Origin of the sequence: Saccharopolyspora ipomoeae (assembly GCF_029952525.1) — a bacterium.
Classification (GTDB): Bacteria; Actinomycetota; Actinomycetes; order Mycobacteriales; family Pseudonocardiaceae; genus Saccharopolyspora; species Saccharopolyspora ipomoeae.
On sequence record NZ_JASAOF010000018.1, the window covers coordinates 26,293 to 51,652 of the forward strand.

Annotated in this window: 23 protein-coding genes; 9 read left to right on the forward strand and 14 right to left on the reverse strand. The window is 69.5% G+C overall.

Annotation, left to right across the window (positions count from 1 at the left end; genetic code table 11):
* Positions 1–142: 142 nt before the first annotated feature.
* The gene (locus QFW96_RS22590) at positions 143–748 is read left to right on the forward strand and encodes a glycoside hydrolase family 25 protein (RefSeq protein WP_281457712.1); all 606 of its coding nucleotides are present in this window, start codon (positions 143–145) and stop codon (positions 746–748) included.
* A 27-nt stretch (positions 749–775) separates the two neighbouring features.
* Here QFW96_RS22590 and QFW96_RS22595 read toward each other — a convergent pair whose 3' ends face one another.
* Entirely contained in the window at positions 776–1,846 is a 1,071-nt protein-coding gene (locus tag QFW96_RS22595; RefSeq protein ID WP_281457713.1) for a hypothetical protein, read from the reverse strand.
* A gap of 161 nt (positions 1,847–2,007) precedes the next feature.
* Positions 2,008–2,721 carry a C39 family peptidase gene (locus QFW96_RS22600; protein WP_281457714.1) on the reverse strand — a complete coding sequence of 238 codons (714 nt, stop codon included), beginning with the start codon at positions 2,719–2,721 and terminating at the stop codon, positions 2,008–2,010.
* 933 nt (positions 2,722–3,654) lie between these two features.
* On the opposite strand from QFW96_RS22600, the gene QFW96_RS22605 reads away from it, so the two are divergent.
* Positions 3,655–5,070 carry an amino acid permease gene (locus QFW96_RS22605; RefSeq protein WP_425524783.1) on the forward strand — a complete coding sequence of 472 codons (1,416 nt, stop codon included), beginning with the start codon at positions 3,655–3,657 and terminating at the stop codon, positions 5,068–5,070.
* 66 nt (positions 5,071–5,136) lie between these two features.
* On the opposite strand, the gene QFW96_RS22610 is transcribed toward QFW96_RS22605, so the two are convergent.
* Positions 5,137–5,571 carry a nitroreductase family deazaflavin-dependent oxidoreductase gene (locus QFW96_RS22610; RefSeq protein WP_281457715.1) on the reverse strand — a complete coding sequence of 145 codons (435 nt, stop codon included), beginning with the start codon at positions 5,569–5,571 and terminating at the stop codon, positions 5,137–5,139.
* Between the two features lie 88 nt (positions 5,572–5,659).
* Positions 5,660–6,397 (reverse strand): LysR family substrate-binding domain-containing protein, encoded by a 738-nt coding sequence (locus tag QFW96_RS22615; protein WP_281457716.1) that lies wholly within the window; start codon positions 6,395–6,397, stop codon positions 5,660–5,662.
* A gap of 42 nt (positions 6,398–6,439) precedes the next feature.
* Here QFW96_RS22615 and QFW96_RS22620 point away from each other — a divergent pair, with 42 nt between their 5' ends.
* Both QFW96_RS22620 and QFW96_RS22625 read left to right on the forward strand, forming a co-directional pair.
* The gene (locus QFW96_RS22620) at positions 6,440–6,850 is read left to right on the forward strand and encodes a DUF5997 family protein (protein ID WP_281457717.1); all 411 of its coding nucleotides are present in this window, start codon (positions 6,440–6,442) and stop codon (positions 6,848–6,850) included.
* Positions 6,851–7,114: 264 nt separating this feature from the next.
* Positions 7,115–8,005, forward strand: coding sequence for an AurF N-oxygenase family protein (locus QFW96_RS22625; protein ID WP_281457718.1), 891 nt, complete (start codon positions 7,115–7,117; stop codon positions 8,003–8,005).
* Between the two features lies 1 nt (position 8,006).
* Here the strand turns inward: QFW96_RS22625 and QFW96_RS22630 are convergent, their stop codons facing one another.
* On the reverse strand, positions 8,007–8,693 hold the full coding sequence (locus QFW96_RS22630; protein ID WP_281457719.1) for a TetR/AcrR family transcriptional regulator: 687 nt from the start codon (positions 8,691–8,693) through the stop codon (positions 8,007–8,009).
* Positions 8,694–8,796: 103 nt separating this feature from the next.
* Here QFW96_RS22630 and QFW96_RS22635 point away from each other — a divergent pair, with 103 nt between their 5' ends.
* Together QFW96_RS22635 and QFW96_RS22640 are read left to right on the forward strand one after the other, a co-directional pair.
* On the forward strand, positions 8,797–9,699 hold the full coding sequence (locus QFW96_RS22635; RefSeq protein ID WP_281457720.1) for an AurF N-oxygenase family protein: 903 nt from the start codon (positions 8,797–8,799) through the stop codon (positions 9,697–9,699).
* Positions 9,700–9,760: 61 nt separating this feature from the next.
* Entirely contained in the window at positions 9,761–11,179 is a 1,419-nt protein-coding gene (locus tag QFW96_RS22640) for an FAD-dependent oxidoreductase (RefSeq protein ID WP_343231402.1), read from the forward strand.
* Between the two features lie 194 nt (positions 11,180–11,373).
* On the opposite strand, the gene QFW96_RS22645 is transcribed toward QFW96_RS22640, so the two are convergent.
* Both QFW96_RS22645 and QFW96_RS22650 read right to left on the reverse strand, forming a co-directional pair.
* Positions 11,374–12,825 (reverse strand): DHA2 family efflux MFS transporter permease subunit, encoded by a 1,452-nt coding sequence (locus QFW96_RS22645; protein ID WP_281457722.1) that lies wholly within the window; start codon positions 12,823–12,825, stop codon positions 11,374–11,376.
* 461 nt (positions 12,826–13,286) lie between these two features.
* On the reverse strand, positions 13,287–14,690 hold the full coding sequence (locus QFW96_RS22650) for a PepSY-associated TM helix domain-containing protein (RefSeq protein ID WP_281457723.1): 1,404 nt from the start codon (positions 14,688–14,690) through the stop codon (positions 13,287–13,289).
* Positions 14,691–14,850: 160 nt separating this feature from the next.
* Here QFW96_RS22650 and QFW96_RS22655 point away from each other — a divergent pair, with 160 nt between their 5' ends.
* Positions 14,851–15,735 carry a formylglycine-generating enzyme family protein gene (locus QFW96_RS22655; protein ID WP_425524784.1) on the forward strand — a complete coding sequence of 295 codons (885 nt, stop codon included), beginning with the start codon at positions 14,851–14,853 and terminating at the stop codon, positions 15,733–15,735.
* A 73-nt stretch (positions 15,736–15,808) separates the two neighbouring features.
* On the opposite strand, the gene QFW96_RS22660 is transcribed toward QFW96_RS22655, so the two are convergent.
* Positions 15,809–16,738 carry an LCP family protein gene (locus tag QFW96_RS22660; protein WP_281457724.1) on the reverse strand — a complete coding sequence of 310 codons (930 nt, stop codon included), beginning with the start codon at positions 16,736–16,738 and terminating at the stop codon, positions 15,809–15,811.
* A gap of 417 nt (positions 16,739–17,155) precedes the next feature.
* Here QFW96_RS22660 and QFW96_RS22665 point away from each other — a divergent pair, with 417 nt between their 5' ends.
* The gene (locus QFW96_RS22665) at positions 17,156–17,566 is read left to right on the forward strand and encodes a hypothetical protein (protein WP_281457725.1); all 411 of its coding nucleotides are present in this window, start codon (positions 17,156–17,158) and stop codon (positions 17,564–17,566) included.
* Between the two features lie 50 nt (positions 17,567–17,616).
* Here QFW96_RS22665 and QFW96_RS22670 read toward each other — a convergent pair whose 3' ends face one another.
* On the reverse strand, positions 17,617–18,780 hold the full coding sequence (locus QFW96_RS22670) for an LLM class flavin-dependent oxidoreductase (protein WP_281457726.1): 1,164 nt from the start codon (positions 18,778–18,780) through the stop codon (positions 17,617–17,619).
* 372 nt (positions 18,781–19,152) lie between these two features.
* Here QFW96_RS22670 and QFW96_RS22675 point away from each other — a divergent pair, with 372 nt between their 5' ends.
* On the forward strand, positions 19,153–20,481 hold the full coding sequence (locus QFW96_RS22675; RefSeq protein ID WP_281457727.1) for an MFS transporter: 1,329 nt from the start codon (positions 19,153–19,155) through the stop codon (positions 20,479–20,481).
* 66 nt (positions 20,482–20,547) lie between these two features.
* Here the strand turns inward: QFW96_RS22675 and QFW96_RS22680 are convergent, their stop codons facing one another.
* The 5 genes from QFW96_RS22680 to QFW96_RS22700 form a co-directional block, all read right to left on the reverse strand.
* Positions 20,548–20,958 carry an FHA domain-containing protein gene (locus QFW96_RS22680; protein ID WP_281457728.1) on the reverse strand — a complete coding sequence of 137 codons (411 nt, stop codon included), beginning with the start codon at positions 20,956–20,958 and terminating at the stop codon, positions 20,548–20,550.
* 284 nt (positions 20,959–21,242) lie between these two features.
* Complete coding sequence (locus QFW96_RS22685; RefSeq protein WP_281457729.1) at positions 21,243–22,064, reverse strand: carbohydrate ABC transporter permease; 822 nt, start codon at positions 22,062–22,064, stop codon at positions 21,243–21,245.
* Complete coding sequence (locus tag QFW96_RS22690; RefSeq protein ID WP_281457730.1) at positions 22,064–22,987, reverse strand: carbohydrate ABC transporter permease; 924 nt, start codon at positions 22,985–22,987, stop codon at positions 22,064–22,066. Before QFW96_RS22690 ends, QFW96_RS22685 begins: the two co-directional genes overlap by 1 nt.
* Complete coding sequence (locus QFW96_RS22695) at positions 22,984–24,342, reverse strand: ABC transporter substrate-binding protein (RefSeq protein ID WP_281457731.1); 1,359 nt, start codon at positions 24,340–24,342, stop codon at positions 22,984–22,986. Before QFW96_RS22695 ends, QFW96_RS22690 begins: the two co-directional genes overlap by 4 nt.
* A complete protein-coding gene (locus tag QFW96_RS22700; protein ID WP_281457732.1) occupies positions 24,335–25,336 on the reverse strand; it encodes a zinc-dependent alcohol dehydrogenase family protein in 1,002 nt (333 codons plus the stop codon). The genes QFW96_RS22695 and QFW96_RS22700 overlap by 8 nt, the downstream gene beginning before the upstream one ends.
* Positions 25,337–25,360 lie beyond the last annotated feature (24 nt).

The window sequence follows — 25,360 nt, forward strand, 5'->3', positions numbered from 1 at the left end:
GATCTTTTCCTGAGATCGTGGGCGGACATGGGTTGATCACCAGCGCAGCCGACCGTCCGGCCAGGGGAACGCCGACGGCCTCCCTCGTCGCCGTGCCCTCGCGAGCGTTGCGCAACCCGAGCACACCAGGATGAGGGACCCCATGGACTACGGAATCGACATCAGCCACCACAACGCCGTCGACGACTGGGCCGCGGTCCGCGGCAACAACATCACCTTCGCGAGCATGAAGCTCACCGAGGGCCAGTCGTGGGTCGACGACGCGGCGGGAGCGCACACGGCCGGAGCGCGCGGAGCGGGCGTCGTCACCGGCGGGTACCACTTCGCCCGTCCCGGGGCGATCGACCCGCAGGTCGGCCACTTCGCCTGGTGGCTGGGACAGCACGGGCTCAAGGAACCGGGCAACATGTGGCCGATGCTCGACATGGAGGACCCGGAGATCCCGGACCCCAACGGGTTCATCGCCGAGTTCGTGCGGCTGCTGCGCATCGCCACCGGCGTCCGCGGCGTGCTGGTGTACTCCAGCCTGAACTGGTTCCAGAACGTCATCGACCCGAACCTGTGGGCGGGCGACGACGTCCTGCTGTGGATCGCCCGCTACAACGGCGACCCGGGCAACCCCGGCTGGGGCCACCCGCGCCTGGCGCTGCACCAGCACAGCGACGCCGGTCAGGTGCCCGGGATCCCCGGCGGAGTCGACCGCAACGCCACCGTCGGCGCCTACGACCTGGCCTCCTTCACGCTCTGAGCGAGACCGCCCGAACCCCCGCGCGGTTCAGCCCTGGTGGATCGCGGTGAAGGGGTTCTCCTGCGACGGCTCCCCGGTGGAGCCGATGACCACCAGGCGTCCGTCGCCGGTCTCGGCTCCGGCGGTCAGCGGGCCCTCCGCCGGGCCGGCGACGGCCTGCCAGTGGGTCCCCTCGTAGCGCAGCACGCCGTGGGCGGCGACGTTCCACAGCGCGCCCTCGGCGCGGACGAACTCGCCCGGCTCGCCCGGCGAGTTGGTGGCGCCCGCCTCGCTCCACGCGGCGCCGTCCCAGTGCATGAGCACGGGCCGGACCTCCGGCCGGTCGTAGATCTGAACACCACCGGAGAACCACACGTCGTTCGGCGCGTTGGCGGCGACGTCGTTCACCGACAGGTACGCACCGTCGGGAACCTGGATCGCGGGAACCGGGACCTCGGCCCACGCGGTGCCGTCCCAGTGCATCGAGACGGCGGCGTTGTCGCGGACGCCCGCCAGCCACAGATCGTCCGGTGCACCGCCGATCGTGGAGAAGGTGGCCGCGTGGGCCGACTCCGGGACCGGCACGTTCTGCCAGGCCGCGCCGTCCCAGCGCTGGACGAAGGTGCGCTGCCGGGAATCAGGTCCATCGGTGTAGGCCTTGCCGACCAGCCAGACCTCTCCCCCGACGGCGTGCACGTCGTCGGGGCGGGTCCGGGCGGCGCCCGGGACCTGCACCGGGATCTCGGTCCAGGCCGCGCCGTCCCAGTGGTGCAGGGTGCCCCCGGTGTGCTTGTAGTCCCAGCCGATCGTCCACGCGTCGGACGGGCCGACGACCGCTCCGGACACCAGCTGCCCACCGGCTGGAGCGGGCATCTCGGTCCAGCTCCCCGCTGCTCCGCGCCGGTAGACCTGCGACGTCGTCGAGGTTCCGCCCGCCTGACCGAAGCTGCCGAAGGCCCACACCTCGCCGCCCGCAGCGGTGGCGGTGGCGATCGATGACAGCAGTCCCGGCCGCTGCGGGAACGGCTCGGCCGTCCAGGTCTCCTGAGCGGTCGCGACGCCGCCCACCAGCGCCGTCGTCGCGACGAGCGCGGTGATGATCCCGGTTCTCCTGAGCACGGTCGTCCTCCTCCGAGTGATCGAGACACCCGTCAGACGCCCGACACCGCTTCGAGGTTGTCGGGACCACTCCGCGAACACGACTGCGGCGGTCCCCCGGGGGGTGGGGACCGCCGCAGTCGGTGCGCGCAGCCGGTGCGCGCAGTGGTCGTGCTGGAGCGTCAGGCGACGTAGCCGCGGGGCTGGACCAGGGAGGTCAGCTGGTCGAGGCTGAGCCAGTACTCCTTGTTGCCGCCGAAGTTCGCCGGGTCGGCGATCTGGACGTTGTTCTTCTCCGCGTCGTAGCCGACGATCGAGACGTAGTGGTAGATCGTCTGGCTCGACGGGTAGCCGGGCGGCTGGTTGCCGGGCGGCGCGACGATGTTGGCGACCATCGCCTTGCCGCCGTCGATGTTGCGGACCGTGTCGTCCCAGAGCTCCTTCTTCATCTCCGGGGACACCTGACGGCTGCTGAGGTCCTTGGCCACGTACTGCGTGCCGGTCGGGCCGAGCAGCTTGTTCAGGCCGTCGGCGACCTGGCCGACGTGGTCCGTGCCGTTCTCGGTGGTGCCGAGCAGGCCGGCCAGCTCGGTCTGGGAGGGCAGCTCGCCGGTCTTGCTCGACATCGCGATGCGCGTCGCGGCGGGACCGCACCAGTAGCCGGTCACCTGGGCCTCGTAGTTGACGGGGAGGGACTTGGTGACGGCCTGCGGGACGACCTCGGCCGGCTTGCTCTCGGCCTTCTTCTCGGCCTCCTCGGGCTTCTTCTCCGCCTTCTCGTCGGCCTGGGGGGCGGCCGGTGCTGCGGGGACGGCGGCGGGGGCCGAGGGGGCCAGCGCGATGGGCGCGCGGGTTTCGGGGGCTGCGGGGGTCAGGGCGGGGGAGGGGCTCTGCACACCGACCGGTTGCGTAGCGGCGTCAACGCTGTGCGGGGTCGATGTTTCGGCGCTTGCCAATGCACCGAGGCCCAGGGCTGCGGCCAATCCGATCGGGGCTACCGCAACTGCGAGCCGGGGCATCTAAGTCTCCGTTTCGGGGCGGGAACATTACAACTTCATATCCTTACGCCAAGCGACGATCCTTTAATGGGCCGAATGGAGCAATCCATCGAGACCCGCGCCACCTTCTCACTCGCTGTCACGTGATCGTTTCCCCAGGTCATAGGCACAGGCAAGGATCACAGCGACGCGATCGACTTCCCCGAACAAGAACTGTCGGTGAACAGGCGAACACGATCCGCGATAATTGCGATGCAGTGCGCGAACCCGCAATTGACGGAGCGTGGCCCCGGCTGAGAACTCTTCTGTAATCAGCCGACCACACATTGTCGAACCAGTAATCAGCGTCACATTCCGAACCCACTCGGCGAGCACAAGAGGATCACTCTGCGATCCGTCGATCAAGACATTCGCGGTCACTCCGCGCGAACACTCCGCAACCGGGCGCCCACCGGCCGAGCCCGAATTGATCCGCATTGAGCGCGATCGCGCCATTCCTCCTTTTCGATCTCCGGGCGCACGGGGCGAGAATTTCCCATTTGATGGATCTCCGATGACGACGAACGCCGACGCGCCGGGCAGCTGTACGGCCTAGCAGGCCCCGGCCCCGCACTCCCCCGGACGTCCGCCACCAGCGAGGACGAGACGCAGGACACACCAGCAGGATTCTGGGAAGAACCGATGTGAACCACGCGAATCCGACTCGTGCGCAACACGAACGCAAAAAGCAGATGACTAGTATCGCCCCGCCGGATGACCTAGCACCGGCACGGAAACGCCTGGACGTCGCATTTTTCCGACATGTCCTGGTCACGAAAGGACTTGATTTTCGTGGATTCATCGCTGCGGTCGGGGCCGGATGCTGCGCCCACGACCGACGCCGAGGGCTACTCGAAGTCGCTCGGCAACCGCCAGGTGCAGATGATCGCCATCGGTGGAGCGATCGGCGTCGGGCTCTTCCTGGGTGCGGGAGGCAAGCTCGCCGCGGTCGGCCCCTCGCTGGTGGTCGCCTACGCGCTGTGCGGTCTGGCCGCGTTCTTCGTCATGCGCGCGCTCGGCGAACTGGTGCTGTACCGGCCGGTCGCGGGCAGCTTCGTGGAGTACGCCCGCGAGTTCATCGGCCCCTGGGCCGGTTTCGCCTCGGGCTGGATGTACTGGCTGAACTGGGCCATGACCGGCATCGCGGAGATCACCGCGGTCGCCATCTACGTGCACCGGTGGCTCCCCGACCTGCCGCAGTGGATCACGGCGCTGATCGCGCTGGGCGTGCTGCTGGCCGTCAACCTGGTGTCGGTGAAGCTGTTCGGCGAGCTGGAGTTCTGGTTCTCGCTGGTCAAGGTCGTGGCGATCCTGGTGTTCCTGGTCGTGGGCCTGGGCCTGGTGTTCACCGCGACCGACATCGGCGGATCGCCGGCAGGCCCCGCCAACCTGACCGGGCACGGCGGCTTCTTCCCCAGCGGCTTCGGCGTCACCCTGATGGCGATGCAGTCGGTGGTCTTCGCCTACTCGGCCATCGAGATGGTCGGCATCGCCGCCGGTGAGGCCAAGGACGCGCGCAAGGTGCTGCCCAAGGCCATCAACGGCGTGGTGTGGCGGATCGCCATCTTCTACGTCGGTTCCGTGCTGCTGCTGGCGATGCTGCTGCCGTGGACCGTGTTCAACGCCGACGAGAGCCCGTTCGTCACCGTGTTCTCCCGCCTGGGCATCCCCGGCGTCGGCGACCTGATGAACGCCGTGGTGCTCACCGCCGCCCTGTCGTCGTGCAACTCCGGGCTGTACTCGACCGGCCGGATCCTGCGGGCGCTGGCCAACGACGGCGAGGCCCCGAAGTTCGCCGCGCGGATGAACCGCAACAACATCCCCTTCGGCGGAGTGCTGTTCACCGCGGTCGCTCTCGTGCTGGGCGTCGTCCTCAACGGTGTCGTGCCGGAGCAGGCGTTCGAGATCGCCACGGCCATCGCCTCGCTCGGCGTGGTCGCGACCTGGGCGACGCTGGTGATCTGCCAGATGCGGTTGCGCACCAAGGCGCTTCGCGGCGAGATCGAGCGGCCGACCTACCGGATGCCGGGCGCGCCGTACACGAACTGGCTGACGCTGGCCTTCCTGGCGCTGGTGGTGCTCCTGATGGGCTTCTCCGACGGCGCCGAGCAGATCGCGTTCTACTCGATCCCGGCGATCGTCCTGGTGATCGCGCTCGGCTGGTGGGCGATCTCGCGCAACCGCGCTAAGCAGTCCCTCGGTTCCTGACCGCTGAACGAAGAACGGCTTCCGGGCGCGGACCCGGAAGCCGTTCTTCGTTCAGCTGCGGGAAGATCAGGCGGGTTCGAGCAGGACGACGGGGATCGTCCGGTCGGTCTTGGTCTGGTACTCGGCGTAGTTCGGGAAGGCCGCGACCGCGCGGTCCCACCACAGCTCCCGCTCGTCACCGGAGAGCTCGCGCGCCGCGTAGTCCTTGCGCACCGGCCCGTCCTGCAGTTCGACGGTCGGGTTCGCCCGAATGTTGTGGTACCACACGGGATGCTGCGGGGCGCCGCCCAACGAGGCGACGACGGCGTAGCGGCCGTCGTGCTCGACGCGCATCAGCGGAGTCTTGCGGATCTTGCCGGACTTCGCGCCCTTGGTCGTCAGCACGACCACCGGGTACCCGTGCATCGTCGCGCCCTCGGTACCGCCCGAGCTCTCGTACTTCTCCACCTGGTCGCGCACGAACTCGGTCGGGCTCGGCTCGTACTCGCCCGTCAACGGCATCGTCGTACCTCCATCACGAGAACTGGATGTGACCACGACAACATCACGGGCCCGCCGCGCATTCCACGCGGCTCACCCGATCGAGACCTCAGCGGCGGCGCGGTTTGCGGCCCTTCGCCGGGGCCGGGCCCCGCCGGTTCCCGGGCTTGCGCGGCTGGAGCTTGGCCGGTTGCGCCTTGGCCGGCGCCTTCTTGGCCTTCCGCTCGGGTTCGGCCTGCTGCTTGCCCCGGGTGCTGTTGACCGTGCGGCCGCGGACGATCCCGATGAACTGCTCCATCAGGTCGGGCGTCTCGTCGGTGACGAGCCAGCTCAGCGCGACGGTGGATTCCGGCACGTCGCCGATCGGCCGGTAGGTGAGGTCCTTGCGGTGGTGCAGCCGGGCCAGGGACTGCGGCACGACCAGCAGCCCCACCCCGGCGGCGACGAGCACGATCGCGTCGGCGGTGGTGGCCGGGCGCTCGATCGCGGGCAGGCCCGGCGGGCGCTCCCAGTCCAGGGCGTCGTCGAGCGGGTGCAGCACCACGTCCTCGGCCAAGTCCTCGGGGGTGACCTCGTCGGCGGCGGCGATGAGGTGGTCCTTGGGCACCACGACCACGGTCTGCTCGGTGTAGAGCGGGATGGCGTGCAGGCCCGTGCGATCGATCGGCAGCCGCAGCAGCGCCGCGTCGACCTCTCCCCCGCGGATCAGCCCGGTCGCCTCGGCGGGCGGGGTCTGGTGCAGGTGCAGCGGAACCCGGGGCTCGCGCTCCTGCCACTTGCGCGCCCACTTGTCGGGCGTGACGCCGGGGACGTAGGCGAGGTCGAAGGAGTCGGCCGAGTCTGTCACCTGGCCAGACTACCTACCGGAGTCACCGGATACGCTGGTCGGATGACGTCGCGCAAATCCGTCCAGACGATGAAGCCCGCCACGGCGGCCAAGAAGCTCGGTGTGCTGCTGGAGGCCACCCCCGCCGAGTTCCAGGAGGGCGTGGTCTCGCGCGACGAGCTCAACGCGCTGCAGGCCGACCCGCCGGAGTGGCTGCGCGATCTGCGCCGCAACGGCCCGCACCCGCGCCCGGTCGTCGCGGCCAAGCTCGGGGTGTCGATCAGCGGCCTGGCGCGCCACGGTTACGCCGACCCGCTGACCACCGAGCAGATCAACGCCCTCCGCGACGAGGACCCGGAGTGGCTCCAGCAGGAGCGCACCACCCGCGTCGAGGCGCGCCGCGAGGAGGAGCGGGCCCGCGCCCGCAAGGCCGACAAGGCCGCGAAAGCCGCCAAGGCGCGCGAGAACTCCTGATCAGGACCGCAGGTTTGCGCGCAAGCGGCGCCGGCCGCGAGGCGTGACCACCACTCCCGCAACCGGCACCGCCGCGGGTTCTCGGACGTCGTCCGGCGAGCACGCCACGACGCCGTGCATCGGCGAGTGGCGCACGGACTCCGGGCGGCGTCTGAGGTTCCGCTACCCGCACCGCTGATCAGACGGTGTTCTGCATCAGGAAAATATGGGTTACAGTCGTGTTCCTGTTACTTCCAGTACAGCGTAGTGCGGAGGTGTGTGGACATGACTTCTGTCCATCACGTGGAACCGGACTTCTCCACGCGATTGCTCGAATCGTCGGAGATGTTGTCCTACGACCCGATGACCGAGATCGACTGGGACGCTCCGTTGCCGGCGAACCAGTACGGGCTGAGCCCCGAGTGGAGCACGCTCTACGGGACCAAGCTGTGGGATGAGCTCACCGAACAGCAGCGGATCACGCTGACCAGGCACGAAGTCTGCTCGATCATGAGCACCGGCATCTGGTTCGAGATGATCCTGCAGCAGATGATCCTCCGGGACCAGTACGTCAAGAACCCGGCGAACTCCGAGTTCCAGTTCGCCCTCACGGAGATCGCCGACGAGTGCCGGCACTCGATCATGTTCGCCCGTGCCTGCCAGAAGCTCGAAGTCCCCGCCTACTTCCCGCACAAGGTGGTCATCGAACTGGCGCGGGTCTTCAAGAGCGTCGCCGGTGGGGAGGTCGCCTACGCGGGCACGCTCGTCGCCGAGGAAGTGCTCGACGTGATGCAGCGCGACTTCATGCGCGATGACCGCGTGCTCGACGTCGTCCGCACCGGCTCCAAGATCCACGTGGTCGAGGAGTCCCGGCACATGAAGTTCGCCCGGGAGGAGACCAAGGCCCACGTGCAGGGCATCGGAACCCTGCAGCGCCAGGCCAGCGCGCTGCTGATCTCCGGCGTCGCCTACGCGATCATCACCAGCCTGGTCAGCCCGCAGGTCTACAAGGCGGTCGGCATCCGGCCCCGCGACGGGGTGGCCGCCGCCGCGGCCAACGAGCACCGGAAGTCCATGCTGCGCAACGCTTGCGCTGGCCTGATGGACTTCCTCGACGAAGCGGGCCTGCTCACCCCACCCGCGGTGGCGGTCTACCGGCAGGCGCACATGCTCTGAGTCAGTCGGCTGGATCCGCTTCTGCCAGGGGCAGATTCGGATCCAGCTCGATTCCGTAGACCTGGAGCGACTGGTCGAGCAGGTGCCAGGTCCAATCGCAGAGCCAGTCGGTGAGCTCGTCGAGGGTGAGCCCGCCCGGGTCCTCCAGCCAGCTGTTCGCGCCGGACTCGACGAGACCGACGATCCCGAAGGCCAGCGGCTGCACGACCGGGACCTGGACGCCGAACTGGTCCAGGAAGAACTGGAACAGCCCGGTGACCTGGCGGGCGATCACCGTCTTGACGTCGGTGACGACGTTCTGCCCGGCCCCACCGGTCGCCGAGTTCATGCTCAGGTAGCGGTAGAGGTTGCCGTGCTCGGCCAGCCAGTTGGTGTGCGCGCCGATCGCGGCGCGGATCATCTCGTGCGGCGTGCCGCGCGGGTTGAACATCGGCGCGAGCTCTTCGGTGACCATCTCGGCGACGCGCTCGGCGATCGCCGCGCCCAGGTCGGCGGTGTCGTTGAAGTACTTGTACAGCCGGGGCCGGGCCACCCCGGCCTCTTCGGCCATCAGCTCGACCGACACCTCGGGCCCGTGCTTGGCGATGGCTCTCAGCGCCGCATCGACCAGCTCTTTCCGCCGCTTCTCGCGATACCCCGCCCACCGGGCGCTGCGGCCGTCCACCTGCCGTGTCGTTGATGCGGTCACCCGCAAAGTCTAGCCGCCGGGAAAAAGGGACTCCGCAACCGCGGATTTATGGGGTACAGTCTGTTCCTGTTACTTCGAGTACGACGAACTGCGGAGGTGCGCAATGACCGCCGTCGGTGTTGCCGGCCAGAGCGCCGAGCAGGACTTCTCCAGCCGCCTGCTGGAGTCCTCGCAGACGCTCTCCTACGACCCCAGCACGGAAATCGATTGGGAGAGCCCGCTGCCCGAGGACCAGTACGGCCTCAACCCCGAGTGGAGCACGCTCTACGGGACCAAGCTGTGGGATGAGCTCACCGAACAGCAGCGGATCGCGCTGACCAGGCACGAAGTCTGCTCGATCATGAGCACCGGCATCTGGTTCGAGATGATCCTGCAGCAGATGATCCTCCGGGACCAGTACGTCAAGGACCCCGCGAACTCCGAGTTCCAGTTCGCCCTCACCGAGGTCGCCGACGAGTGCCGGCACTCGATCATGTTCGCCCGCATCTGCCAGAAGCTCGAAGTCCCCGCCTACTTCCCCAGCCGCGGCGTCATCGAGCTCGCGCGGGGGTTGAAGAGCCTCGCCACCGGTGAGGTCGCCTACGGCGCCGGACTGGTCGCCGAGGAAGTGCTCGACGTGATGCAGCGCGACTGGATGCGCGGCGACAACGTCCTCGACATCGTGCGCACCAGCTCCAAGATCCACGTGGTCGAGGAGTCCCGGCACATGAAGTTCGCCCGGGAGGAGATCAAGGAGCACATGCAGAGCATCGGGCGGGTCAAGCGCCACATCAGCGCCGCGATCATCAGCATCGCCGCCTACGTCATCGTGAACGCCCTGGTCAGCCCGAAGGTCTACGCCTCTGTCGGGATCGACACCAAGCGCGCGCTGGCGGAGGTCAAGTCCAACGAGCACCGCAAGTCGCTGATGCGCAACGCCAGCGCCGGGCTCATCGAGTTCCTCGACGAAGCCGGCCTGCTCACCCGCACCTCGATCGCGTTCTACAAGCGCGTCCACATGATCTGAGCACACGGCCATGACCTACGCGATCACGCAATCCTGTTGCGCCGACGCATCGTGCATCTCGGTGTGCCCGGTCAACTGCATCCACCCCACCCCGGACGAGCCCGACTTCGGGACCACCGACCGGCTCTACATCGACCCGCGCGCCTGCATCGGGTGCGGCGCCTGCGCCGATGCGTGCCCGGTGGACGCGGTGTTCCCGATCGACAAGCTCACCGGTGAGCTGTCCGTGCACGCCGAGATCAACCGGGAGCGGTTCTCCGAGATCCCGGCCTCCTACCCCTGGGGTCAGCCGCAGTTCCCACGATCGCTGCCGACGCACGCCGCTGCGCCGAGCGTGGCGGTCGTGGGAACCGGGCCTGCCGCCGGCTACGCGGTGCAGTCGCTGCTGCGCTCCACCGACGCCGAGATCACGCTGATCGACCGGATGACCACGCCGGGCGGGCTGATCAAGTTCGGCGTCGCGCCGGACCACCCCAGCACCAAGCAGATCGAGCACACCTTCGCCACCAGCTACAAGCACCCGCGGGTGCGGATGCACCTGGGCGTGGAGGTGGGCCGCACCGTCAGCCACACCGAGCTGACCGAGCACCACAACGCGGTGATCTACGCCGTGGGCGCGCCCGGTCACCGCACGCTCGGGCTGCCCGGCGAGGACCTGCCCGGCACGCTCGCCGCGCGCGAGTTCGTCGCCTGGTGCAACGGGCACCCGGACCTGGCGGCCGACGCGGTGGAGCTGTCGGCGGAGCGGGTCGTGATCGTGGGCAACGGCAACGTCGCGCTGGACGCGGCGCGGCTGCTGCTCAGCGATCCCGACGAGCTGGTCGGCACCCCGATCGCCGAGCACGCGCTCGCGGCGCTGCGCAAGAGCAAGGTCCGCGAGGTCGTGCTGCTGGCGCGGCGCGGGCCCGAGCACGCGGCGTTCACGCGCTCGGAGTGGGTCGGCATCCAGCAGCGGCTGGCGGGCCGCATCGTGGTCGACGGCCACGGCGGTTCGGGCGAGGTCATCGCCTCGGCGGCCGAGGGCTCGACCGCCGGGCTGCTGCGCGACCTGCCGGTCGAGGACGTCGACTGGGACCGGGCTCCGGCCGGGGACCGCCGCCTGGTGCTGCGGTTCTCGTCGGCTCCGACCGAGGTCGTCGGGGACGCGCAGGTCCGCGCACTGCGGGTCGGCGACGGTTCCGACAGCCGCGACGTGGAGACCGGGATGGTGCTGTGGTCGGTGGGCAGCCGCGGGGTGCGGATCCCGCAGCTGCCGTTCGACGAGGCCAGCGGGGTCATCCCGAACACCGCGGGCCGGGTTCAGCCGGGCACCTACGTGGTGGGCTGGGCCAAGCGCGGCGCCGCGGGCGGCATCGGTGCGAACCGCGCGTGCGCGGCGGAGACCGTCGACGCCCTGATCGACGACGCGGCGGCGGGCCGCCTCCACGCGGCCCCGAAGAACGCCAAGTCCTTCAACAAGCTCCTCCGCTCCCGGAAGTAGGGGTCCTGGAGTCGGACAGTTTTAGCCATAATTGTCCGGACAAAAGGGACATTGATCACGGGTGATTATGGCTAAAACTGTCCACTGGTGAGGAACGCACCGAACTGAACACCAGCAGAAGAGGCCGGGGGGCGCCAGAAAGAGGCCGGGGGCACGTGGGTTTCACGTGCCCCCGGCCTCTTTCGACGGTTCGGTCAGTGCACGGCCGCTGCTGCCGAGGCGCCTTGGCCGTCGGTCTTGCGGATGAACAGGGCGGTGGCGAAGGCCAGCAGGCCGATGCCACCGGCGACGATGAACGCCGTGCGCAGGCCCGCCGCGTCGGGGGTGCCCGCCGGGTTGGTCGAGCTCAGCGACGAGACCGTCACGAACACCGCCGTGCCGAACGCGCCCGCGACCTGCTGCAGCGTGCCCAGGATCGCGCTGCCGTGCGAGTACAGGTGATCCGGCAGCGAGCTCAGCGTCGAGGTCATCAGCGGCGTCATCATCAGGCTCAGGCCCAGCATCAGCAGCAGGTGGAAGCCGATCACCGCGCCCAGCGGGGACTCCGGCGAGAGCGTGGCGAACAGCCACAGCGCCGCCGCCATCGCCGCCGCACCCGGGATGACCAGCGGGCGCGGCCCGACCCGGTCGAACAGCCTGCCGACCGGCCGACCCATCAGGCCCATCAGCAGACCACCGGGCAGCACCGCCAGACCGCTGACGAACGTGCTGGTCTTGAGCACCGTCTGCAGGTACAGCGGCAGCAGGATCGCCGCCGCGCCCAGCAGGCACATGAACAGCAGCGCGGCCAGCACCAGCGGCACCACGAACGAGCGGTTGCGGAACGGCCGCAGGTCCAGCAGCGCCTTGTCGTCGCGCTGCAGCCGCAGCTGACGGCTCACGAACAGCACCAGCGCCACGGCGCCCACCACGAGCGGCACCCACGGCGGGATCGCGTGCGCACCACCGGACTCACCGATCGCCGACAGGCCGTAGAGCAGGCCGCCGAAGCCGATCGCCGACAGCAGCACCGACAGCACGTCCAGCGGGACCGACCGGGTCTCGCTGTCCAGTCGCATCCACACCGCACCGATCGCCAGGGCGAGCACCGCCAGCGGCAGCACGATCCAGAACATCCAGCGCCAGCCCAGCGAGGACAGCACCGCACCACCGATGGTCGGGCCCACGGCGGGGGCGACCGCGATGACGATCGAGATGGTGCCCATCGTGGCCCCGCGCTTGTTCGGCGGGACCAGCCGCATCGCCGAGGTCATCAGCAGCGGCAGCATCACCGCCGTGCCCGCGGCCTGCACGATGCGGCCGAACAGCAGCATCCCGAAGCCGGGCGCCAGCCCGCTCAGCAGCGTGCCGAGGCTGAACAGGGTCATCGCGGTGAGGAACACCTGGCGGGGTGTGAAGCGCTCCAGCAGGAACCCGGTGATCGGGATGACCACCGCCATCGTCAGCAGGAATCCGCTGGTCAGCCACTGCACGGTCGTGGTGGACACGTTGAGGTCGACGGTGAGGTCGCGCAGCGCGACGCTCAGGATCGTCTCGTTGAGGATCATCACGAACGCCGAGGCGACCAGCACGCCGAGCAGCACGGTGGCGGCTTTCGGCGGGGTGGTCTGCCGGTCAGGCTCCGCGATCTCGGCCGTCTCGGTCATGGGGTTGTCGTGCACCTCGCTCGTGTGGGGCCTGGTCGCGGCCGGTGTTCCTCCCGGCCGGTCTGCCGGTCGGGCTCGCCGCGTCGCTGACGGCGATTCGGTGGAGTTCTGCGCTCTCAGGCGGGCGCGTCAGGTCCGCTCGCGCGGCGGATCGCCCCACACGGCGGTGGGGTCCGCGACGGCGTCGGGCGGCCGGATCTCGGCCGGCGGATCAGCGGGTCCAGTGCCGGGGCGGCACGTGAACCTTCTCCTTCACGAGCGTGCTCGTCCCCCAAGAGCTCCGATTCAGCTTAACGCTCGGCGCGAACGAAAATTCCCGTCGCGACGAAGCATCGCGAAACCGACACGTTCACCGGCGTGCGCGACGTCTTCCATCATCCGGGCTGGTCAAGCGAATTTCCCGGCCGGTCGAGCTGCCCGGGCCCGGAGTTCCTCCCGCGAAGCGGATGATGAACGTCACGTCAGGAACGAGCCGCCCGCCAGCGCCCCAGGGCGGTGTCGAGGACCAGGAACGCCAGCAACGAGATCCCCAGCAGCGGCAGGAAGAACGCCACCACCAGCGTCACCGCGCCCAGCGGAAGCAGCACCCGCAGCGGGACCTGGCGCCAGGCGCCGCGGGCCACCGGGGCGCCGAAGCTGCCTGCCGGGCGGCGAGTCCACCACATCCGGTAGCCGAGCGCGATCGCGGTCAGCAGGGCCACCACCAGTCCGGCCAGCACGATCTGGTTGACCAGGCCGAACAGCAGGCCCATGTGCGCGTCGACGCCCCAGCGCGCGAGCTTGGCCATCAGCGGCCAGTCGGCGAAGCGCACGGTCTCGACGACCTGGCCGGTGGCCGGGTCGACGGCGGCGGAGTCCTGCTGGGTGGGCCAGTGCCGCTGGATCTGCTGCACCACGTAGGCGCCGCCGTGGGACGGCGGGGTGATCTCCACCGGCCCGGTCAGGCCCTGGGCCTCGGCGGCCCGCAGCACCCGCTCCGGCCCGACGCCGACGCCGGTGTGCGCGCCGTGCCCGCCGTGGCCGTGATGGCCCTGGTGCTCCGGCGCGACGGCCGATGCGGAGACGGTCGGGGTCTCCCAGGACAGCGCCCCGCGCAGCGCGGTGACGTTGGCGCCCGCGTAGTTCGACCAGGTCAGGCCGGTCGCCGACAGGAACAGCAGGCCCAGCGCGATCCAGGTCCCGAGCGCACCGTGCCAGGACAGCAGCCGCTTGCGCCCGGTGGCCGCGGGCGCGGGGACGACGAGGGACCTGCGGGTGGCGCGACGGCGCCGGAACCACAGCAGCAGACCGCCGAGCACCACCACCCACAGCCAGCTCGCCGCGAGCTCGCTGTAGAGCCTGCCGAAGTCGCCCAGGTGCAGGCCGCGGTGCAGGTTGTCGATCCACGCGCGCAGCGGCAGCGCCTGGCCGCTGCCGTAGGTGTCGAGCACGCCGCGCACCTCGGCGGTGTGCGGGTCGATGAACGCGGTGCGCTGGAAGCTCTCCGGCAGGTCCGGGGCGGCGAACAGGACCTGCGTGGTGTCGGTCGGCGTGGGCGCGGGTCGGATCGACATCACCGAGGCTCCGGGCAGCGCCTCGCGGGCGGCCGCGAGCTGGTCGTCGACGGGCACGTGGTGCGGGCTCGCGGGCACGTGCAGCTCGCGGTCGTAGACCAGCTGCTCCAGCTGCGGGCTGAACACGTACAGCAGTCCGGTGGTGGCGGCCACGACCAGGAACGGGGCGATGAGCAGTCCGGCGTAGAAGTGCAGCCGCAGCACCAGCGGGCGCAGCGCCGCCCACGTTCCGGCGGTGGGCGTGGTCTTCCCGGCGGCGGCCCTCTCGGCAGCTGGGGTCGTCTCGTCAGCCGGGGTCGCCTCGGTGCTCATCTCGTCTCCGTTCGCGCGTCGTGCGTCCGTTCGAGATGTCGGTGCCGGGTCCGTCCTGGTTCCCGGGAGTTGCCGCCGTCACATCGGAAGCCGTCCTCCCGCGCGGGACGCGCGCGGGTAACGTCGTCGCGCAGCGCAAGACGAGTGCGGGAGGTGCCGAGTGGCGAGCTGTTGTCCCCCGTCGCGTTCCGGTTCCGCGAGCGGGCCGGAGCAGCCGATCACGCCGGGCGGTCTCGATCGGGACGGGATGGTGGTGCTGCCGGGCGGCGTGTTCCGGATGGGCACCGAGGACGCCGACGGGTTCCCCGACGACGCCGAGGGCCCGATCCGGGAGGTCCGGGTGGACTCGTTCGCCATCGACCGCCACGCGGTGTCCAACGCGCGCTTCGCCGAGTTCGTCGAGGCCACCGGGTTCGTCACCGAGGCCGAGCGGTTCGGCTGGACCTACGTGTTCGCCAAGTTCCTGCCGGGACACCTGCGCAAGGAGTCGCCGCGCCCGGAGCAGACTCCGTGGTGGTGCGGCGTGAGCGGCGCGAGCTGGAGCCGTCCCGAGGGCCCCGGAAGCGATCTCGACGGCCGCTGGGACCACCCGGTCGTGCACGTCTCGTGGAACGACGCCGTCGCCTACTGCACGTGGGCCGGCAAGCGGCTGCCGACCGAGGCGGAGTGGGAGTACGCGGCGCGCGGCGGCCTGGACCAGGCCCGCTACCCGTGGGGCGACGAGCTCACGCCGGGCGGAGAGCACCGCTGCAACATCTGGCAGGGGCGGTTCCCGGTCCGCAACACCGCCGAGGACGGCCACGTGGGCACGGCGCCGGTGGATTCCTTCGAGCCCAACGGTTTCGGGCTGCACAACGTCTCGGGCAACGTGTGGGAGTGGTGCGCCGACCGCTTCGCGGAGGGAATCGAGAACCGCTCGATGCGCGGCGGGTCCTACCTGTGCCACGACTCCTACTGCAACCGCTATCGGGTCGCGGCGAGGACGTCGAACACCCCGGACAGTTCGAGCGGGAATCTCGGTTTCCGCTGCGTCGCCGACGTCTGAGGGAATTCTTCCGGGCGCACCCCGGCACCGAATCGGAATGAATTGTTCCGATTCGGTGCCGGGAATCCGGGACTCACATTCCCGTGACGATGACGTCCGACGGGACCTCGGTGTCGTTGGCGAGCGCCCCGAAAAGCGTTTCCGCCTTTTCCCCGTCCCATTTCACGACGGAGGCGCCTTCGCTGGTCTCGCCGAACCCGGACATCGGGACCGTGGTGGTCACGCCCTGCCCGGAGGCGATGCCGTTCATCGCGAACGCGAGCCCGGCGAGGTGCCAGACGTGGTCGTCGGTGTTGACGATGAACGCGCCCGAGGTGTCCAGGATGAGCGGGAAGATCCGCAGCGGGTTGAGGAAAACCTCTGGGGAGGAGGCCTTCTCGGTGAGCGCGGCCAGGAATTCGCGCTGCCGCTGCACCCGGTCCAGGTCGCCGCGCGCCGACGCGCGGGTGCGCACGTAGCCCAGCGCCTGCGGGCCGCTGAGCTCCTGGCAGCCCGCTTGCAGGTCGAGGTTGGCCTTCGGGTCCTGCATCGGCTCCTTGACGCAGAGGTCCACGCCGCCGATCGCGTCGGTCATGTCGGCGAAGCCGCCCAGGCCGATCTCGGCGTAGTGGTCGACCCGCACGCCCGTGGACGCTTCGACGGTCCGGGCCAGCAGCTGCGGACCGCCGTAGGCGAAGGCCGAGTTGAGCTTGTCCTTGCCACGCCCCGGAATCGAGACGTAGGAGTCGCGCGGGAGGCTCACCATCGTGGGCTTGCCGCCGGCCTGCGGGATGTGCACCAGCATGACCGTGTCGGTGCGGCGGCCCGCGGTATCACCGGTTCCCAGCTCGGCCTGGCGGTCGGCGTCGAGCCCTTCGCGGCTGTCGGAGCCCACGAGCAGCCAGTTGGTGCCCGGCCCGTCGGCGGGCCGCTCGCCGTCGGTCGGCAGCGCCGCCTCCCGCTTGAGCGAGTAGTCCACGTAGATCAGGAAACCGGCCAGCGCCAGCACCAGGACCAGCAGCACGACGAGGATCTTCCTGCCCGTGCGACGGCGTTTCGGCCGATGGTTCGGTGGCCGTCCGTGTACCATCTGTTGCTGAGCGTAGTTCATCTGCCATCCGAGAAGTCGTGTTCGGGCAAGGTTTTTCGCGCTCCCCGACCTACCGCGCGGCGGGCGAGCATGCCAGATGATCATGCATCCGGAATAGGAGTGATCCCACAGCCCGGAACAACGATGCGGACTCGCCGGAATTACGCGAGAACAACGTTCGCTCACCCCCGCCAAACTGTTCACGCAGGGCGACTTCTCGATTTCCCAGGTCTTCGCCGCTTGCGGAATTCCTCTTCTCATTTCGAGGGGTTGTTCGTGGCTTTCCTCTCCACTCTCCGCAATCGCCGCGGGGTTGTTCCGAGCGCTTCCCGCTGACCACAATCCGGCCCCATGAATTACCCGCAGCCTCCGGGCCACGGCCCCTACCCGCCGCACCAGGGCGGCCCGTACCCGCCGCAGGGTTACGGCTATCCCCCGCAGGGACGGCCTCCGCAGGACGACTACTACGAGGAGCGGCGGCGCCGCGACGAGAGCTCTGCCCGCGTCGCGCACGTCGTCCGCGTCGTGCTCGGCATCGTGCTCACGATCTTCCTGCTGCACGTGCTGTTCGTCGTCTTCGACGCCAACCAGGGAAACGAGTTCGTCTCGGTCATCTACGTCCTGGCCAAGACCCTGGTGCTGGGCCTCGGTGACGTGTTCACCCCCGACGACGCGCTGCTGGGCGTCGTCCTCAACTACGGCCTGGCCGCGCTGGTCTACGTCGTCATCGGTCAGCTGATCATCAAGGCGCTGCGCCGCTGAACCGCGAACGACCCGGACGAGAGCGCTCGTCCGGGTCGTTCGCGTTCGGCTCAGGAAGCCGGAGTGGGCGCTCCGGCGAAGGGGATGCTCGCCGGGGCCGGTTCGGCCTCCGCTCGGGCCGGGTGCCGCCAGAGGCCCTTGCGCTCCAGGATCGGCAGCACGCCCTCGCCGAACCAGTACGCCTCCTCCAGGTGCGGGTGACCGGAGAGCACGAACTCGTCGATGCCCAGCGCGTGGTACTCCTCGATGCGCTCGGCGACCTCGGCGTGGCTGCCCACCAGCGCCGTGCCCGCTCCCCCGCGCACCAGGCCGACGCCCGCCCACAGGTTCGGGTAGATCTCCAGCTCCGAGGTGGAGCCGCGGTGCAGCTCCAGCATCCGCTTCTGCCCCTCGGACTCGCTGCGCCCCAGGCCCGCCTGGACCTGCTCGATGACCGACGGGTCGAGGGCGTCGAGCAGCCGCTGCGCCTCGGCCCACGCCTGCTCGGCAGTGTCGCGGCTGATCACGTGCAGCCGGATGCCGAAGCGCGGCGAGCGGCCCTGCGCGGCGGCCAGGCCGCGGATCCACTCGATCTTCTCGGCGACCTTGGCGGGCGGTTCGCCCCAGGTCAGGTACACGTCGGAGTGCTTGGCGGCGACGTCGCCCGCAGCCGGTGACGAGCCGCCGAAGTACACCTGCGGCACCGGGTCGGGCACGCGGGTGAGCTCGGCGCCCTCGACGCGGACGTGCTCGCCGTGGAAGTCGACCCGCTCGCCGCGCCACAGGCCGCGCACGACCTCCAGGAACTCGTCGCAGCGGGCGTAGCGGGCGTCCTTGTCCAGGAAGTCGCCGTAGGCGCGCTGCTCGTGGCTCTCGCCGCCGGTGACGACGTTGAGCAGCAGCCGCTGCCCGGAGTGCCGCTGGAAGGTCGCGGCCATCTGCGCGCCGAGGGTCGGCGAGAGCAGGCCGGGCCGGAAGGCGACCAGGAACTTCAGCCGCTCGGTGACCTCGGCGAGCATCGCGGTCGACAGCCACGCGTCCTCGCACCACGCACCGGTCGGCGTCAGCGCGCCTTCGAACCCGAGCTGCTCGGCGCTGCGCGCGATCTGCCCGAGGTAGCCCAGCGTGGCCGGGCGGGCGCCACCGGCGGTGTGCGTGGGCGTGCCGTGCCCGCCGCCGACGAGGTAGCGGCTGTCGCCGTAGGTGGGCAGGAACCAGTGGAAGGTGAGGGGCATCTGCTTCTCCAAAAGTCCGACGTGGACTGCCTGTCCGATCTGCGCGGGAGGGGAAGTCAGCTGCGACAGGCCTGCGCGACCACGCGGAGCAGGTCCACGTGGCGGCGGCGGGTCAGGGGTTCCACGCGCTTCATCGTTCGGCAGCGGGCGGAGCGAAGTCAACGAACGCGCGACGCATCCCACAACGTGGAAAATTGCTCCCACTCTTGACCGGGTCGGAGTCCGGCGGCGAAGCTCGGCCCGTGCTCCGCCCCGCACTGCTGACCTCCCGCCACCACGTCGACCTGCTCCGCGTGGCCTCCGCGGCGTGTCCGGGTACCTGATCCCGACACCCGTTCTTAACCGGCCGGACCCCCGGCCTTGGAGGCAGTGATGACCGCGGGCCTGCAGCCTGCTCCGGACGTGCGCGAGGTCTCGCGCCGGGACGTGCGCACCGTGATCGTGTCGAGCCTGATGGGCACCACGGTCGAGTGGTACGACTTCTTCCTGTACAGCACCGCGGCCGGGCTGGTGTTCGACAAGCTCTTCTTCCCCACCGACGACCCCGCCGTGTCGACGATGCTGGCGTTCGTCACGTTCTTCGTCGGGTTCGTCGCCCGCCCGCTCGGCGGAATCCTGTTCGGACACATCGGCGACCGCATCGGCCGCAAGCGCACGCTGGTGACCACCATGCTGCTGATGGGCCTGTCCACGGCGGCGATGGGCGCGCTGCCCACCTACGAGCAGGTCGGGCTGCTCGCGCCGCTGCTGCTGGTGCTGCTGCGCGTGGTGCAGGGGCTGGCGATCGGCGGCGAGTGGGCCGGCGCCGTGCTCATGGCCGTCGAGTACGCCCCGCCCGGCAAGCGCGCCTGGTACGGCGCGTGGCCGCAGGTCGGCCTCGCGCTCGGCCTCGGTCTGGGCACCGGGCTGTTCGCGCTGCTCGGCAACGTCCTCGACGACGCGCAGTTCCTCGGCTACGGCTGGCGGATCGCGTTCGGCGTGAGCATCCTGCTGGTCCTCATCGGCCTGGTGATCCGGCTGCGGGTGGCCGAAACCCCGGCGTTCGAGCGGATGCGGGAGACCCAGGGCGCCGCGAAGGCCCCGCTGGTCGAGCTGTTCCGCGACCGCACCACCCGCCGCAACACCGTGCTGGGACTGCTCTCGCGGTGGGCCGAGGGCGCGGCGTTCAACACCTGGGCGGTGTTCTTCCTGTCGTACGCCACCTCGACGCTGCACCTGCCGCGCAACGGCGTGCTGATCTCGGTGATGCTGGCCTCGGCCGTGTTGGCGGTGCTGCTGCCGGTGTTCGGACGCGTCAGCGACCGCATCACGCCCCGCCGCGCCTACGCGCTGGGCGCCGGGCTGTTCGCGCTGTCGGTCTACCCCGCGTTCGTGGCGTTCCAGACCCGGGACCTGCTGTTGTCCGGGATCATCATCGTGCTGGTTCTGGGCGTGGTGCACGCGCTGCTCTACGCGCCCCAGGGCACCCTCTACGCCCAGCTGGCCCCGGTGCGCTCGCGCTACACCGGGATGTCGTTCGTCTACCAGTTCTCCGGAATCTACGCCTCGGGCCTGACCCCGCTCATCGTCACCGCGCTCATCGCGGTCGGCGGCGGGTCGCCGTGGTGGGCGTGCGGCTACCTGGTGCTCACCGGCCTCATCGGCCTCACCGCCACCCTCGCGCTGCGGCCCGCCGACCTGCACGCGGCGGAAACCCGTTGATCGAGCGGACGAGCGCGGGCGTCGACCGGGAGAGCTTCGAACCCCCGGTCGACGCCCGCGTCGCGCTCACAGCCCCGTGCGGTAGGTGAACCGGGCCTTGCCGATCCAGATCTCGTCGCCCTCGTGCAGCTCCGCGGTGTCCACCGGCAGCCTGTTGAGGTACGTGCCGTTGAGCGAGCCGCCGTCGACGAGCACGTGGGCCTCGCCCCGGCGCCGGATCTCGGCGTGCTCCTTGGAGACGGTGATGTCATCGACGACGATGTCGCATATGGCGTCCCGCCCTATCGTGGTGCGCTCCGCCTGGAGCACGAAACCACTGCCCACAGCGTTGCCGCGGGTGATCATCAGGCGGGGCTTGCCGCTGAGCTCGTCGGCGGAGCGAGGCGCCGGAAGTTCATGAGGAGCGGACGCCCTGGCAGTCTCGGATTGCTTCTCGACTGCGTGCGATGCGGACGCGCCGATCCTGGTCTGTTCCATGGTCGTCTCCCTAGCCAACAAGCGTGAAACCTCCGAAGGCACCTGCCCGTAACCGAGCGGCTACACACAGCATGCCGAAGGAACGACCGCACTCGCTAGGACCAACGTCCTCAATTCACCGAACCTGACGTGGAGTGTGAGCCAGGTCTCGGTGAATTCGGGGAGACTTTTCCGGGTGGGGCCGCCGGAAACGCGCGATATCTCCGACGGCCCCGGTCCGGATTACTTCACCGGCGTCCTCTCTTCGGGGCGCCTCACTTGACGGTGCCTCACTTGACGGCGCCTCACTTGACGGCGCCCATCGACAGACCCCGCACCAAGTGGTTCTGCGCGATCCAGCCGATGACCATCACCGGCAGCGAGGCCATCAGGGCCGCCGCCGACAGCTGGGCCCAGTACAGGCCCTCGCTGGTGATGAAGCCGACCAGGAAGACCGGCACGGTGCCGGCCTGGGCGGCGGTGAGGTTGACCGCGTAGAAGAACTCCGTCCAGGAGAAGATCACGCAGATCAGCGCCGTCGCCGCGATGCCCGGTGCGACGACCGGCAGGATCACCCGGAACAGCAGCACCGGCAGCGGTGCGCCGTCGACCCGGGCGGCCTCGACCATCTCCTTGGGCACCTCCAGGAAGAACGACCGCATCATCCACACCGCCAGCGGCAGGTTCATCGCCGTGTAGAGGATGACCAGCGCCCAGACGTTGTCCAGCAGACCGATGTTCTGCGAGATGACGTACAGCGGGATGATCGCCGCCACGATCGGAAGCATCTTGGTGGACAAGAAGAATCCGAGCACGCCCTGGGTCCCGGGCACCGCCGAGATGGACAGCGCGTAGGCCGCCGGGACCGCCAGCAGCAGCACCAGCAGCGTCGACACGATCGTCACGAACGCCGAGTTGCCCAGGTACGGCAGGAAGCCGCGTTCCATGATCCCGGCGAACTGGCTCAGCGTCGGGGTGAACAGCAGCCGCGGCGGATCGGTGTAGGCGTCGGCCTCCTCCTTGAAGGAGGTCAGCACCATCCACAGCAGCGGGAAGACGAACAGGATCGCCACGACCCAGGTGAACGCCGTGAGCGCCCACCGGCCGATCGGGTTCGAGGTATGCATCAGCGCGCCTCGCTCAGGCCGAAGGTGCGGAACATCAAGCGCAGCGCGAAGTTCGCGACGATCAGGGTCAGGATGACCACGACGACGCCCATCGCCGAGGACTGGCCGATGTCGAAGCCCTCGAACGCGCGCTGGTAGATGTAGTACGGCAGGTTGGTGCTGGCCGTGCCCGGACCGCCCTGCGTCATCAGGAAGATCGCGTCGAAGCTGTTGACGATGTAGATCGCCCCCAGCAGACCCGCCAGCTGCAGGTACCGCGACAGCTGCGGCAGCGTGATCGACGCGAACGTCCGCCACCGCCCGGCGCCGTCGACCGCGGCGGCCTCCAGCACCTCCTTGGACTGGCCCTGCAGGCCCGCCAGGATCAGCAGCATCATGAACGGCGTCCACTGCCAGATGACCTGCGTCATCACCGACGCCAGCGGGAACTCCGCGAGCCAGTCGGTGTCGCCGCCGAAGACGAAGTTCAGCAGCCCGTAGGTCGGGTCGAACATCGTGGTCTTCCACAGCAGCGCACCGGCCGCGGGCAGGATCAGGAACGGCGTGATCAGCAGGGTGCGGACCACGCCGCGCCCCAGGAACTTCCGGTCCAGCAGGATCGCCAGGCCCAGGCCCAGCAGCATCGAGATGAACACGCACACCACGGTCAGCACCACGGTGTTGAGCAGCGCCCCGCGGAACTGGCTGTCGGCGAAGACGTCGACGTAGTTGCGCAGACCCACGAAGTGGCGCGAACCGGGCCGCACCAGGTTCCAGGACTGGAACGAGTAGACCACCGTCATCAGGAACGGGATCTGCGTGACCAGAACCGTGAACAGCAGCGCGGGCAGCAGCGGCGCCCGCCGCAGCCAGGCACCGGACTTCGCGGTCTCGTTCTTGCGCACCGCGGGCGCCTGGACTTCTTCGACCACCGTTTGGCTCATCGCGTCTCCCGGTAGGACTCGCCGACGGACTCGGCGTACTCCTGGGACTGCTCCAGGGCCTCGTCGACGGTGATCCGTCCGGCGATGGCCGCCGACAACTGCTGACTGATCCGGGTGCCCAGGTCCTGGAACTCCGGGATGCCGACGAACTGGATCCCCGGGTACGGAACGGGGTTCGCCATCGTGTTGGACTGCTTCGCCTTGTCGATGCCGTAGAGCGTCGGCTGCGCGTAGGCCGCGGCGGCCTGCTGGTACTCCGGGATCTCGTAGGTCGACTTGCGCACGCCCGGCGGAACCCGGTTCCAGCCGAAGGTCGTGCCGACCTGCTTGACGAACCGCTTGGAGGTCATCCAGCTCATGAACTGCCAGGCGGCGTCCTTGTCCTTGGCGACCTTGGGCATCGCCAGCGACCAGGTGTAGAGCCAACCGGCCTCGGGGGTGCGCTCGACCGGGGCGGCGACGTAGCCGTTCTTGCCGACGACCTTGCTCTCGGCCGGGTCCTCGTTGGTGCCGGCCATGACCGTCGCGTCGTACCACATCGCGGCCTGGCCCTGCGCGTAGTGCGTGCCGCACTCGGAGAACCCGGCGCTGGAGGCACCGATCTCACCGTGCTCGCGCACCAGGTTCACGTAGAAGTTGGCCGCCGCCTTGAACTCCGGCGAGGTGATCTGGGCGTTCCAGTTCTCGTCGAAGTAGCGGGCCCCGAAGGTGTTGGCGACCGTGGAGAACGGCGCCAGGCTCTCGCCCCAGCCGGGCTTGCCGCGCAGGCAGATGCCCGACATGCCGGTGGCCGGGTTGTCGAGCTTGGCCGCGAAATCGGCGATCTGCTGCCAGGTCGGGTGCTCGGGCATGACCAGACCGGCCTGCTCGAAGAGGTCCTTGCGGTAGGTCAGGAACGACGACTCGCCGTAGAACGGCACCGCGTACATCGACCCGTCGTGCGACAGCGAGTCCCGGATGGTCGGGATGAAGTCGTCGGCGTCGTAGCCGGGGGTCTTGTCGATGTAGGGCTGGAGGTTCTCCAGCCAGCCGTTGGCCGCCCACTGCGGGGTCTCGTAGTTGCTGATCATCGCCACGTCGAACTCGCCGCCCTGGGTGGCGGTGGAGGCGGTGATCTTCGCGCGTGCCTGGTTCTCCGGCAGCTGCACGAACTTCAGGTTGATCCCCGGGTTCTCCTTCTCGAACTCGCCCTTGAGCGCGACCGCGTCCTCCATCTGCGGGTTGGACACGATCGCGATCACCAGGGTTCGTCCGCCGGAGCCCAGCGCCCCGGCTCCGGCGCAGCTGGTCAGCAGCAGGCCGACCATCGCCAGCAGCGCGAGCCGTATCCGGCCGCGCCGTAACGACTTAGGCATCGGCACCTCCCGGCAGCACCTGGACCTTGAGCCCGGCGCCGCTGCGCATGAGCTCCAGGGCCTTGCCGAACTCCTCCAGCGGCAGCGCGTCGGTGAGCAGCTCGTCGCCGTCGATGGCGCCCATCGCCATCAGGTCGAGCGCGGGACCGAAGCTGTGCAGCACCGCCATCGAGCCGACGATCTTGATCTCGTCGTTGTAGATGCGGAACGGCGACAACGAGATCCGCGCCTCGGCCGGGGCGACGCCGAAGACCAGCAGTCGTCCGCCGCGGCGCAGCTTGTCGAAGGCGGTCTCGATGGCCGGGGCGGCACCGGTGCAGTCGACGGCGGCGTCGAAGCCGCCCTCCAGCTCGGAGGCGTCCTCGGTGGTGGCGACCGCGCCCAGCCGCTCGGCGCGCGGCAGCCGCGCGGCGTTGCGGTCGGCGACGGTGACCTGCGCGCCCGCGCGCTGGAGCAGCTGCTGCATCAGCAGGCCCATCGTGCCCGCGCCGATGATCAGGAACTTCTCGCCGGCTTCGACGCCGATCTGACGGACGCCGTGCACGGCGCAGGAGACCGGTTCCACGAGAGCGCCCTGCTGCCAGGTCAGCTCGTCGGGCATCCGGTAGCAGTTGGCCGAGGGAACGGCGACGTACTCGGCGAACGCGCCGTCGACGGTGTCACCCGTGGCGCCCCAGTTCGCGCAGAGGTTGCCGTGCCCGTTGCGGCAGGGCGTGCAGTACCCGCAGAACAACGACGGGTCGACCGCGACCCGGTCGCCCACCTTCCAGTCGCCCGGCACGTCCGGGCCCACCTCGACGACCTCGCCTGCGAACTCGTGGCCCGGCACGATCGGGTAAGGCGTGGGCGGGAAGTGCCCGTCGGCGATGTGCACATCGGTGCCGCAGATGCCGGTGGCGCCGACCTTCACCACCAGTTGCCGCTCCCGAGGTACCGGATCCGGTACGTCGCCAACCCGGATGGAACCGGGTTCGTCAATGATCGCGGCCCGCATCACACCTCCGACTCCAGAGCGCTC